We start from the raw sequence: 12939 nt of genomic DNA, 5'->3' as shown, positions 1-12939 counted from the left end.
AAGGTCGATTTATGTTATGGCATTTGATTGGCGCGATCTTTGCTGGTTTGGGCGCTGCGGGGATCGGCCTGATATTACGCTTCATCAGCGGCAAGCGACTGCCGCGCTGGATCATTCCCGTCTGTGCCGGCCTCGGCATGCTGGGGTACCAGATCCACTACGAGTACTCCTGGTTCAGCCAGAAACAGGGCCAGCTGCCCGAGTCGGCCCGGGTCGTCTCCATCGAGAAGGGCGGGGCCTTCTGGCGGCCCTGGACCTACGCCTTCCCCATGACCACGGCGTTCAGTGTCGTGGACCGGGACAACCTGGTGCCGAGGCAGGTGGAAGACCACCGACTGGTCGAATTCATCCTCTATCGCTTCGAGAGACAGTACGTGGACCAGGTGACACACCAGGCCTGGCTGATGAACTGCACCACCCGGTCCCAACTGCCCCTGGTCGGTGAGGAGCGCCGGCCACGCTTCGCCGAACTGAGCAGCGTCGACGCCGACGCCCCGCTGTTCCAGGCGGTATGCGCCGACGCCTGATGCCGGCCCCTCACCGTTTCGGCTGCCGAGCGGAGACTACGCTTAGCCACCGCTAGCCATGCGGCTTGGGGCTCCAGCAGCTCCCGGCTGCCCTCCCGGGCGGCATTGCCCTAGAATGGGCGCACAGAGAGGGGAGAGTGCGCATGTTCGCTGGCTGGCTGCTGATCGCCGTTTCGTTGCTCTATATCGCCGTGCTGTTCGCCATCGCCTGGCGGGGCGATCGGCATGCCCGCGAGCACGGCGCCAGCCGGCGCCGCCCGGTAGTCTACAGCCTGGCGCTGGCCATCTACTGCACCTCCTGGACCTTCTACGGCGCCGTCGGCCAGGCGGCCACCGCCGGCTGGTCCTTCGCCAGCATCTACGTCGGGCCGATCCTGACGTTCCTGCTGTTCTGGCCGGTGCTGGCCAAGATGATCCGCGTCGCCAAGCACCAGAACGTCACCTCGATCGCCGACTTCATCGCCTCGCGCTACGGCAAGACCCAATCCCTGGCGGCCTTCGCCAGCCTGGTGGCGCTGATCGGCACCCTGCCCTACATCGCCCTGCAGTTGAAGGCGGTATCCACCTCCTTCGCCGTGCTCACCGATGCCGCCGACATCACCCGCACCCCGCTGTTCGGTGACACCGCCTTCTACGTAGCGCTGGTGATGGCGGCCTTCGCCATCCTCTTCGGCACTCGCCACACCGATGCCACCGAGCACCACGAGGGGCTGATCCACGCCGTGGCCTTCGAGTCGCTGGTCAAGCTGATCGCCTTCCTGGTGCTCGGGGCCTACGTCACCTGGGGCATGTTCGATGGCCTCGGCGACCTGCTGGGACGGGCCGAGACCCAACTCGAGCTGCAGCGTCAGCTCGCCCAGCAGGACTTCGGCCAGAGCTTCTGGGCCCAGACCCTGCTCGCCATGCTGGCCATCCTCTGCCTGCCCCGCCAGTTCCACGTGGCGGTGGTGGAGAATACCCACCGCGACGATGCCACCAAGGCGCGCTGGCTCTTCCCGCTCTACCTGGTGGCCTTCGCCTTCTTCGTGTTGCCGCTGGCCGCCGCCGGCCTGACGATGTTCGCCGACAGCGGCATCGAGCCGGATACCTATGTACTGGCGCTGCCCATGGCCGCCAACAACGAGTGGCTGACCCTGCTCACCTTCATCGGCGGCTTCTCGGCGGCCACCGGCATGGTGATCGTCGCCGCCGTGGCGGTGTCGATCATGATCTCCAACGAGATCGTGATCCCGGCGCTGTTCCGTCTGCGCTGGTTCGACACCAAGGCACGCGACTACGGCCGCCTGGTGCTGCGCGCGCGGCGCATCACCATCGCCGCGATCCTGGCCATGGCCTACGGCTTCTACCAGTTGATCGGCGAATTCACCTCGCTCGCCTCCATCGGCATGCTCTCGTTCGCGGCTGCCGCCCAGTTCGCCCCGGCGCTGATCGGCGGGCTCTACTGGAAGCGCGGCAACCGCCTCGGGGTGATCGTCGGCATGAACGTCGGCTTCGCCATCTGGGCCTACAGCCTGCTGATGCCGGCGATGATCTCCGCCGGCGTGCTGCCGGCGCACTGGCTCGCCGGCGGACCGCTCGGCATCGCCTGGCTCACGCCCACCTCGCTGTTCGGCCTCAACGTCGGCGACAGCTTCACCCACGGCGTCATGCTCTCGCTCGGCATCAACCTGTTCTGCTACATCTTCGTCTCGCAGATGACGCCCCAGCGGGTAGTCGAGCGCATCCAGGCCTCGCTGTTCGTCGACAGCGTCGAGACCCGCCAGACCTCGGTGAATCGCCCCTGGACCGGCGCCACCACCGTCGGCGACCTCAAGGTGCTGTGCGAGCGCTTTCTCGGGGCCGGCCAGGTGAGCCGTGCCTTCGACGACTACGCCCGGCGCACCGGCAAGACGCTGGACGACAGCACCCGCGCCTCCATCGACGTGATCCAGTTCACCGAGCGCTTCCTGGCCTCGGTGCTCGGTGCCTCCTCGGCGCGCATCGTGGTCAACTCGGCGCTGCAGGGCCGCGGCATCGGCATCTCGGACGTGATCTCCATCGTCGACGAGGCCTCCCAGGTACTGGAGTTCAACCGCGCCCTGCTGCAGGCCACCATCGAGAACATCAATCAGGGCATCAGCGTGGTCGACCAGAACCTGCGGCTGGTGGTGTGGAACCAGCGTTACCTGGAGCTGTTCCGCTTCCCCGACCACCTGATCCGGGTCGGCGCCCCCATCGACCGTATCTTTCGCTACAACGCCCACAACGGCGAGTACGGCCCCGGCGACCCGGAGGAGCACGTGCAGCTGTTGCTCGACAACATCCGCGAGGGCCAGCCCCATCGCTACGTGCGCTATCGCCAGGACGGCAGCGTGCTCGAGGTCCAGGGTAACCCCATGCCCGGTGGCGGCTTCGTCTATACCTACCAGGACATCACCCAGCAGAAGCGCATCGAGGAGGCGCTGATCCGCTCGGAGAACAACATCCGCATCTACACCGACAACGTGCCGGCGCTGATCGCCTACTTCGACAAGGAGTGCCGCTATCTCTTCACCAACCGCGCCTACGAGCAGGCCTTCGGCATCGACCGCAATGCGGTGATCGGCAAGCACATCGAGCAGGTGATCTCCCCGGAGATGGCCCGCGATCGGGCCCCCTGGATCGAACGCGCCCTGGCCGGCGAGCGGGTCAGTTTCGAGGTCTCGCTGGCCCTGCCCGAGGGAACCCGCCACATGCTGGTCACCTACACGCCGCACTTCGGCGACAGCGGCGCGATCCTCGGCTTCTTCTCGCTCTACCAGGACATCACCGAGCGGCGCCTCGCGGAGATCGCCCTCAAGGAGACCAACGAGACCCTGGAGGAGCGGGTCCGCGAGCGGACCCAGGCGCTCTCCGAGGCCAACGCCGCCCTGCGCCAGGAGAACCGGGTGCGCGCCGAGGCGGAGCTGGCCCTGCGCCAGGCCAAGCAGCTTGCCGAAGATGCCAACGCCTCCAAGACCCGCTTCCTGGCCGCTGCCAGCCACGACCTGCTGCAGCCGCTCAACGCCGCGCGGCTGTTCACCTCGGCGCTTTCCCAGGAGATGGATGCGGTGGACATGCGGCGCACCATCGGCCATATCGACAACTCGCTGCAGGCCGCCGAGGAGTTGCTCGGCACCCTGCTCGACATCTCCAAGCTCGACGCCGGGGCCCTGACGCCGCGGCGCAACCACTTCGCCCTGGCCGATGTCTTCCGCCCGCTGCGCGCCGAGTTCGAGGTGATGGCCGAGGAGCGTGGCCTCGACCTGGTGGTGGTACCGACCCGCGCCTGGGTCGACAGCGACCCCCAGATGCTGCGCCGCATCGTGCAGAACTTCCTCTCGAACGCCATCCGCTATACCCAGGAGGGGCGCGTGCTGCTGGGGTGTCGCCGCCACGCCGACCGCCTCGCCATCGAGGTGTGGGACTCGGGCCCGGGGATCCCCGAATCCAAGCAGGCCGAGATCTTCCAGGAGTTCCGCCGCCTCGACCAGGCCTCGCGACACAAGGAGAGCGAGAAGGGCCTCGGCCTGGGCCTCTCCATCGCCGACCGCATGAGCCGGGTACTCGACCACCCCATCAGGGTGCGCTCACGGGAAGGTGCCGGCACCATGTTCTCGGTCAGCGTGCCGGTGGTGGCGGCGCGCAGCGAGGCCGAGCAGGCCGAGGAGGCCACCCCCAGGCGCGCCGGCAACAAGCTCGCCGGTACCCGGGTGTTGTGCATCGACAACGAGTCGCTGATCCTCGAGGGCATGAAGGCGATGCTCTCGGGGTGGGGCTGCGAGGTGTTCACCGCCACCACCATCGGTGGCGCCAAGTCGGTGCTGCGCCATCTCGACGGCGACCCGGATGCCATTCTCGCCGACTACCACCTGGACAACGAGGTCACCGGCCTGATGGCCCTGGAGGCCCTGGGCGAGCGGCTGGAGGGTGCGATACCGGGCATCGTGATCACCGCCGACCGCACCGAGGAGGTGGCCGAGGAGATCAAGCGCAGCGGCTACCAGCTGCTGCTCAAGCCGGTGCGCCCCGCGGCCCTGCGCGCCCTGCTCACCCGCACCCTGCAGGCGAGCCGGGCGGCGAGGCAGGAGGGGTAGCGCGCTGCGCGCGAGCTGGGAGCTGGGAGCTGGGAGCTGGGAGCTGGGAGCCAAATGGTAGCGGGCGACGGCCGACGCAAGCGGCGCCGGGGACAGGCCGGAGCGGGGGTCATTCTTCATGGATGAAGAATGTAGCGCCCAGGGAGGGGTTCACAGCGCCCCCGCGAAGGCCTGTCGCCGGGGAAGCCGCGATTTCGGACTCCCCGACAAGAGGCCAGGCATTATGGTCTAACCGTGGGCTGCCACCATCAGGAGGCCTTCGGCCTCCATTCGCCCAGCAGAGCTGGGCTCCTACAGGCTGCCCGAAGTGCGGCTCAGGACTCGACCTTGGGCGGCTCGACCTCGAGCTTCTGGGCGGCGATCACTGCCTGGGTGCGGGAGTGCACCCCGAGCTTGCGCAGGATGGCGGTGACATGAGCCTTGATGGTCGCCTCGGAGACGTTGAGCTCATAGGCGATCTGCTTGTTGAGCAGGCCCTCGGTGAGCATGTTGAGCACCCGGAACTGCTGCGGGGTCAGCGAGGCGATCGCCTCGGCGAAGCGGGTCTCCTCCTCGTCGGACTCACCCATGGCCGCGGCGAGCTCCGCCGGCAACCACACCTCGCCGTCGAGGATCTCACCCACCGCTTCGGCGATCAGCGCAAGCGACGACGACTTGGGAATGAACCCCGAGGCGCCGTAGTCGATGGCACGGCGCACCACATGGGGCTCGTCGCTGCCGGAGACCACCGCCACCGGGATGTCCGGGGTCTGGCCGCGCAACTGAATGAGACCAGAAAACCCATGCGCCCCCGGCATATGCAGGTCGAGCAGGATCAGGTCGGCATCCGGATGACGGGTCACCACCTCGGTGGTGGCCTCCATGGTGTCCGACTCGACGATCTCGGCCTGGGGCGCCAGCTGCCGCAGTGCCTGGGTCAGGGCCGCACGGAACAGCGGATGGTCATCGGCGACGATGAATTTCTGGGCAAAGGCCATGGATTCTCCTCCGGTTCCTCGAGCAGCGGGCCGACGGCCGCCATACTGGGCTCTTCTATCGATGACGGCATGTTACCCCATGCGGGAAGGCTTTCCCAAGCGCTCGACGAGGGTTGTCGACAAACGGCGTCAACGAACACGAAAAAGCCGACCACGGGGGCCGGCAGAAAAGGGGCAGGCGGGGCGCCGATGGGCGAGGGGCGCCCCTGTCGACGGTCCCTGCCGTCAGCGATTGACGCGGTGCTCGATCAGCTCGTCGACCACCGACGGGTCGGCCAGGGTGCTGGTGTCACCCAGGCCATCGCACTCGTTGGCGGCGATCTTGCGCAGGATACGGCGCATGATCTTGCCCGAACGGGTCTTGGGCAGGCTCGGGGCCCACTGGATGACGTCCGGCGAGGCAATCGGCCCGATGTCCTTGCGTACCCACTGGGTCAGCTCCTTCTTGAGCGCGTCGGAGGGCTCCACGCCATCGGTCAGGGTGACGTAGATGTAGATGCCCTGGCCCTTGATATCGTGGGGGAAGCCGACCACCGCGGCCTCGGCCACGGCATCGTGCGCGACCAGCGAGGACTCGATCTCGGCGGTGCCCATGCGGTGGCCGGAGACGTTGAGCACGTCGTCGACGCGGCCGGTGATCCAGTAGTAGCCGTCCTCGTCGCGACGGCAGCCGTCGCCGGTGAAGTACATGCCCTGGTAGGTGGAGAAGTAGGTCTGGACGAAGCGCTCGTGGTCGCCCCAGATCGAGCGCGCCTGGCCGGGCCAGGAGTCCAGGATCACCAGGTTGCCCTCGGTGGCTCCCTTCAGCTCGTTACCCTCGCTGTCGACCAGCGCCGGCACCACGCCGAAGAACGGTAGGGTCGCCGAGCCCGGCTTGAGGTCCATGGCGCCCGGCAACGGCGAGATCATGATGCCGCCGGTCTCGGTCTGCCACCAGGTATCGACGATCGGGCACTGCGAGTTGCCGATCACCCGGTAGAACCACTCCCAGGCCTCGGGATTGATCGGCTCGCCCACCGAGCCGAGCAGGCGCAGGCTGTCGCGCCGGCTCGAGGCCATGACATCATCGCCATGGGCCATCAGCGCGCGGATGGCGGTCGGCGCGGTGTAGAGGGTATTGACCCTGTGCTTGTCGACGATCTCGCCCATGCGGCCATGGGTCGGATAGCTCGGCACCCCCTCGAACATCAGGGTGATGGCACCGTTCGCCAAGGGCCCGTAGACGATGTAGCTGTGGCCGGTGACCCAGCCCACGTCGGCGGTGCACCAGTAGACCTCGCCATCCTGATAGTCGAAGACGTACTGGTGGGTCAGGCTGGCGTAGGTGAGGTACCCCCCGGTGGTATGCTTGAGCCCCTTGGGCGCGCCGGTGGAGCCGGAGGTGTAGAGGATGAACAGCGGATCCTCGGCGTTCATCTCCTCGGCCGGGCAGTCGGTGGGCTGGCGATCGACCAGATCCTGATACCAGACGTCGCGGCCGTCCTGCCAGTCGATCTCGCCACCGGTGCGCTTGACCACCAGCACCTTCTCGCAGACCTCGGTGCCCGGGCGGGTCAGGGCCGCATCGACGTTATCCTTCAGCGGCACCTGCTTGCCGCCACGCACCGACTCGTCGGCGGTGATCACCAGCCTGGAATCGGCGCCGACGACACGTTGGGCCAGGGCATCCGGCGAGAAGCCGCCGAACACCACCGAGTGGACGGCGCCGATGCGCGCGCAGGCCAGCATGGCCACGGCCGCCTCGGGGATCATCGGCATATAGAGGGTCACCACGTCGCCCTTGCTGACACCCAGCTCCTTGAGGCCATTGGCCAGCTGACAGGTGTGCTCGTAGAGCTCGCGGTAGGTGACGTGCCGGGAATCGGCGGGGTCGTCGCCTTCCCAGATGATGGCGGTCTGGTCGCCGCGGGTCGCCAGGTGGCGGTCGAGACAGTTGGCACTAGCGTTGAGGGTGCCGTCCTCGAACCAGCGAATGTCCACGTTGTGCGAATCGAAGCTCGTATGCTTGATCTTCGTCGGCGCCTTGATCCAGTCGAGACGCTTCGCCTGCTCGGCCCAGAACCCTTCCGGATCATCCAGCGACTGCTGATACATGGCCTGGTACTTGGCCTTGTCGGCATGGGCATTGGCGGCGAAGTCGTCGCGTACCGGATGGACTTTCTGCTGTTCGGTCATGGAATTGCCTCTTCCGGGAGATGCACCCTGGTTAACGTCGCCGGCCGCATCGTCGGGCGAGCCGGCACCTGAAAGGTGACACCAGCATATACCGCTGGCCACGGCCTTCCCTTTAGACATTGGTAGCAACATTTTTCCTTTTTAGCACAACGACTTACGAACCATTTTCGGGCATGGCGAGGCCGTGATAGACCAAGGTCTGAGCACAGTGACGGCAGCGGTAGCGATGCCCCCGGCGGGCCAGGGCGTGGCGGCGGGCGGTGAAGCCATGCTCGCGACAAGCGCAGCGGTAGCGATGCGGTGCGGGACTCGCCCGGTGGGTGTCGAAGCGGTGGGTGGTGCGGGGCTCGAGGCCGAACAGCCGACGCATCACCGTCTGCCACTCGCGGCCATGGGGCCGGGCCAGGTGACCATCGTCGAGGTGCTGCACCAGCCAGTGGGCCATCTCGTGGGGCACCACCTCGACCAGGAAGGCCTCGCGGTTCTCGGCCAGCAGCACCGGGTTGAAACGCAGCCCGCCGCGGCCGAAATGGGCCTGGCCGGCGGATTTGCCGCGCAGGTCGCACCATACCCGGGGGCGCGGCAGCCCGGGGTGCACCTCACGGCACAGCCGCCAGGCGGCCTCGACCCGTTGGTGCAGGGCGGCCAGCAGCGCCTCGTCGTCGAGGGCGGCCAGCCGGTCGGGGTCGGGATGGGGCAGCACGGGGGTCTTCATGGGATGCTAGAATGACGCGCCAGCCACGGGGCGGCAAGCCACGCGACACCCCTGCCACACAGCGAGATGCCCGATGTCCGATACTCCCCAGCCTCAGCCGCTGCTCGATGACGACGACCTCGACCTGCTCGACGACTTCCTCGATTCGGAACGCGTCGACGCCGAGGCCCTGGACCTGATCGGTGCCCACGGCTTCCTGGTGGCACTGGCCGTGGCGCCCAGCGACGTGCCCCCCGCCAGTTGGGTCGCCGAGCTCTTCCACGGCGAGCCGGCCTTCGCCGACGACGCCGAGCGCGAGACCATCCTCGGACTGCTGGAAGCGCTCAGGCGCAACGCCATTGCCGCCCTGGAGCAGGGCCTGCTGCCGGAACTGCCCTTCGAGCTCGTTCTCGACGGCCTGGCACCCGAGGAGACGCCGATCGGCGACTGGTGTGCCGGCTTCATGGAAGGGGTCTTCCTCGACGAGGCGGCCTGGTTCGAGGAGGACGAGGAGACTGCCGCCACCCTGCTGCTGCCCTTCATGGCACTGTCGGGTCTGTTCGACGAGGAGCCGGACATGGCCGAGTTCACCGCCGACACCGCGCGGCTCGAGGCCCTGGTCGCCCAGTTGCCGGAGCTGGTGCTGGATCTCTATCTGCACTACCGCGTGCCGCCGGAAACCCCCAAGCCTACCCCGCGCAAGAAGAAGCCCGTCGGTCGCGGCGGCAAACGCAAGCGGTAAGCTGCTGGCCCGGCGAAGCCGGGCTACCTCAGTCGCGTCAGCAGCCCGTCCAGGCTGCCGAACAGCCACTCCTTGAGGCGCTGCCAGCGGGGGCGCCGGGACCACTCCTCCCGGCGGATCTCGCGGCTGGTGGCGAAGTTGCGCTCGAACAGTTCGGCCACTTCCTCGGCGAAGCGGCGGTCATCCACCTCCTGGTTGGCCTCCAGGTTCCAGTGCAGGCTCCAGTGATCGAAATTGCACGAGCCGATGCTCGCCCAGTGATCGGCGAGCGAGAACTTGGCGTGGATGAAGGTGGGCTGGAACTCGTAGATGCGCACCCCGGCCTTGAGCAGGCGACCGTAGAAGCGCTGGCCGGCGTAGCGGATGCCGGGATGGTCGTGCAGCTCGCCGGGCAACAACAGGCGCACGTCGACCCCGCGGCGGGCCGCCCGCGCCAGCCGCAGGCGCAGGCTGAAGGTGGGCACGAAATAGGGCGTGCAGATCCATATGCGCCGCCGTGCCGACGACACCTGGCGTTGCAGCGAATGGCGGATCGCCTGGTAGCGATAGCCCTGGCCCCAGACCACCCGCCCGCGCATGCCCCGGTAGTCCTCGTGGGGCGACACGTCCAGGCGCAGGTTGTGCACCAGATCAGGCTGGCCGCTGCCCCGGGTCAGCGGCGAATCCCACAGACGGCAGAACAACCGTACCCAGTCGGCCACCACCGGCCCCTCGATGCGCACCGCCACCTCGTACCAGGCGTCGAGGAACTCGTCGACCGCACCGAAGCCGCCGGTATAGGCTACCCGACCGTCCACCACCAGCAGCTTGCGGTGGTCGCGGGTCAGGTTGCGGGTCAGCGAATGGAAGCCCAGGGGGTTGAAGAAGCGCAGCGCCACCCCGCCCGCCTCGAGGCGCGCCCGGTCGTCACCGGAGAGCCCCATGGCGCCGTAGCCGTCGAGCATCAGCATCACCGTCACGCCGCGCTCGGTGGCCTTGAGCAGGGCATCGACCAAGGCCGAGGCCAGGCGGCCGGATTCCATCAGGTAGAGCTCGATCAGTATCGACTCGCGCGCCCCCTGAACCGCCTCGAACATGGCCGGCAGGAAGTGCGCCGATTCCGGCAGCAGCTGGAAGTGATTGCCGTCTCTCCACATGCCGTGCATGGCCGCGTCCCTGTGCGATTCTCCACCGCATTGACGCACGTTTGCCGGACCAGGAAAAGCCGCAGCCCTGACCGACCGGTCCGTGATGGCTATACTGGCCACCTCGTCTCATCAGCCAAGGCAATCGGATGGCCTTCATACGCACGCTGTTGTCCCCCTTGCGCGCGCCGCTGCGACGGCTGATCGCCGGTTGGGTGGAGCTGCGCCTGATCGAGCCCGCCACCGATGAGCTCGACCTGGACCCGACGCTGCCGGTGCTCTATGTCCTGCCCCATCCGGCCCTCTCGGATGCCCTGCTGCTCGAGTCGCTCTGTCGCGCCCACGGCCTGCCCTCGGCCGCCGGCCGGCGCCACGTGGGCGAGATCACCCTGCCGGCCTGCCTCGCCCTGCCCTCTCCCGGCCGGCGCCTGTGGCGACGCACCTCACGGCTCGAGGCCCCCTTCCTGGGGTTGCTCGAGCAGCGTCGCGAGCACCCCGAGCACGAAGTGCAACTGGTACCGGTCAGCATCTTCTGGGGCCGGGCCCCGGGCAAACGGTTCGGTTTCTGGAAGATGCTGGCCGCCGACAGCTGGCAGTTCACCGGCCGCCTGCGCCGGGCGCTCTCGGTGCTGGTCAACGGCAAGAACGTGGAGCTGCACTTCGGCGCCCCGCTCAAGCTCGGCGACCTGCTCGACGCGCGCGGTGCGACCCTCGCCAACCGCAAGACGGCCAGGCTGCTGCGCGTGCACTTCCGCCGCCTGCGTACCCGGGTACTGGGGCCGGATCTCTCCCACCGTCGTATCCTGATCGAAGGCGTGTCGCGCAGCCCCGAAGTGTGCCAGGTGATCGCCGAGCAGGCCGCGAGCGAGCACCGCTCGCCCGCCCGCCTGCAGCAGCGTGCCCGGCGCTACGGGCGCGAGATCGCCTCGAACATGGCCTACCCGGTACTGCGCTTCATGGACGGCCTGCTCAAGCGGCTCTGGAACCGGCTCTACGCCGGCGTGGACGTCCACGGCCTGGAACGGGTCAAGGCGCTGGCCGGCGACCATACCCTGGTCTACGTACCCTGCCACCGCAGCCATATCGACTACCTGCTGCTCTCCTACGTGCTCTACCGGGATGGCCTGATGCCACCGCACATCGCCGCCGGCCGCAACCTCGACATGCCGCTGATCGGCCCGCTGCTGCGCCGTGGCGGCGCCTTCTTCCTGCGCCGCAGCTTCCGCGACAACCGACTCTATGCGGCGGTGTTCAACGAATACCTGCACCGGCTGCTCTCCCGCGGCCACCCGCTGGAATACTTCATCGAGGGCGGGCGCTCGCGCAGCGGGCGCATGCTCGCCGCCCGCCCCGGCATGCTGGCCATGACCCTGCGCTCCTATCTGCGCAGCGCCGCCGGCAGCGGCCAGCAGCGGCTCGCCTTCGTGCCGGTCTATATCGGCTACGAGCGGATCATCGAGAATGCCAGTTACCAGCGCGAGCTGCGCGGCGGCAAGAAGCGCAAGGAGAGCCCGCTGGCGCTGCTACGCGTGCTCGGCCAGCTGCGCCAGCCCTTCGGCCGGGTGACGGTGAACGTCGGCGAGCCCCTCACCCTGGCCGCCTATCTGGACCGGGAAGTCGGCGACTGGCGTCAGGCCCTGGGCGAGGAGCGCCCCGCCTGGCTCACGCCGCTGATACCCCGGCTCGGCGAGGAGCTGTGTCGGCGCATCAACGCCGCCGCGGCCCTCAACCCGGTCAACCTGGTGGCCCTGGTGCTGCTGGCCACCCCCCACCATGCCATCGAGGTCAGCCTGCTCGAGCGCCAGCTCGCCCTGCTCGCCGACCTGCAGCGGCGCCGTCCCGGCGGCGTCCATGCCAGCCTCCCGGCGGGCACTCCCAGCGACTGGATCGACCAGGTGGTGGCCCTCGGCATGGTCGAACGGCGCCCCCATCCCCAGGGCGACCTCCTGCTCGCCGATGCCGGCCAGGCCGGCCTGCTGGCCTGGTATCGCAACAATGTGATGCACCTCTTCGCCCTGGCCGGGCTCGTCGCCTTCGCCTTTCGCCACCGGCCGACCCACCGCCTGGAAGCCCTGGAGGCACTGCTCGCCCCCTGCTGGCCGATACTGGCCCGGGAGCTGGTCGTCGAGCCACCGGCCTCGCTGCGTGAAGGAGTGACCGAGATGCTCGACCTGCTGGTCGACCAGGGACTGCTGGAACGCACCGAGGAGGGGTGGCATTGCCCCGAGGAACCCCTCGAGGCCGGCGAACGGCTGCGTCTGCTCGGCCAGCTGATGCAGCCCTCGCTGGAACGCGGCTACCTGCTGCTGGCGGTACTGCTCGACGCCGGCCCGGGCGAGCTGGTCGCCGAGGCGCTGGCCGAGCGCAGCCGTCAGCTGGCCGAGCGGCTGGCCCTGCTCTCGGGACTCGATGCCCCGGAGTTCTTCGATACCCGGCTGTTCGCCAGCCTGGTGGAGAGCCTGGAGCGAGAGGGCTGGCTGTGGCGCGAGGGGGAGCGGCTGATGTTCGACGAGCGGCTGCGACGGGCCGCCCAGCGCTCGCGCGAGCTGTTCGACCCGGCGCTGCGCCACCGGCTGCAGCTGATCACCCGCCGCCCCAGCGAGTGA

General features: G+C 68.2%; 8 protein-coding genes. 4 read left to right on the top strand and 4 right to left on the bottom strand.

Translation table 11 applies throughout. The annotated features are described in order from the left end of the window. The first annotated feature begins 11 nt into the window (after positions 1 to 11). Positions 12 to 527, top strand: coding sequence for a hypothetical protein (locus tag QLQ85_RS18000; protein WP_282723014.1), 516 nt, complete (start codon positions 12 to 14; stop codon positions 525 to 527). A gap of 143 nt (positions 528 to 670) precedes the next feature. Continuing rightward, positions 671 to 4621, top strand: a complete 3951-nt coding sequence (locus tag QLQ85_RS17995; protein WP_282740267.1) for a hybrid sensor histidine kinase/response regulator — start codon at positions 671 to 673, stop codon at positions 4619 to 4621. A 314-nt stretch (positions 4622 to 4935) separates the two neighbouring features. Here QLQ85_RS17995 and QLQ85_RS17990 read toward each other — a convergent pair whose 3' ends face one another. The 3 genes from QLQ85_RS17990 to QLQ85_RS17980 form a co-directional block, all read right to left on the bottom strand. Then, complete coding sequence (locus QLQ85_RS17990; RefSeq protein ID WP_102627400.1) at positions 4936 to 5598, bottom strand: LuxR C-terminal-related transcriptional regulator; 663 nt, start codon at positions 5596 to 5598, stop codon at positions 4936 to 4938. Between the two features lie 225 nt (positions 5599 to 5823). Then, positions 5824 to 7773, bottom strand: coding sequence for an acetate--CoA ligase (gene acs / locus QLQ85_RS17985; RefSeq protein WP_282740266.1), 1950 nt, complete (start codon positions 7771 to 7773; stop codon positions 5824 to 5826). 154 nt (positions 7774 to 7927) lie between these two features. After that, positions 7928 to 8488, bottom strand: coding sequence for a SprT family zinc-dependent metalloprotease (locus tag QLQ85_RS17980; RefSeq protein WP_282740265.1), 561 nt, complete (start codon positions 8486 to 8488; stop codon positions 7928 to 7930). 73 nt (positions 8489 to 8561) lie between these two features. On the opposite strand from QLQ85_RS17980, the gene QLQ85_RS17975 reads away from it, so the two are divergent. After that, positions 8562 to 9209 (top strand): YecA/YgfB family protein, encoded by a 648-nt coding sequence (locus QLQ85_RS17975; RefSeq protein WP_282740264.1) that lies wholly within the window; start codon positions 8562 to 8564, stop codon positions 9207 to 9209. Between the two features lie 23 nt (positions 9210 to 9232). Here QLQ85_RS17975 and QLQ85_RS17970 read toward each other — a convergent pair whose 3' ends face one another. Further along, positions 9233 to 10354, bottom strand: coding sequence for a phospholipase D-like domain-containing protein (locus QLQ85_RS17970; protein WP_282723019.1), 1122 nt, complete (start codon positions 10352 to 10354; stop codon positions 9233 to 9235). A 128-nt stretch (positions 10355 to 10482) separates the two neighbouring features. Between QLQ85_RS17970 and plsB the strand changes: the two genes are divergently transcribed. After that, the gene (plsB, locus tag QLQ85_RS17965) at positions 10483 to 12939 is read left to right on the top strand and encodes a glycerol-3-phosphate 1-O-acyltransferase PlsB (RefSeq protein WP_282740263.1); all 2457 of its coding nucleotides are present in this window, start codon (positions 10483 to 10485) and stop codon (positions 12937 to 12939) included.

Origin of the sequence: Halomonas kalidii (genome assembly GCF_030010475.1) — a bacterium.
Lineage (GTDB): Bacteria > Pseudomonadota > Gammaproteobacteria > Pseudomonadales > Halomonadaceae > Halomonas > Halomonas heilongjiangensis.
This window is presented reverse-complemented; position numbering and strand designations above follow the sequence as displayed.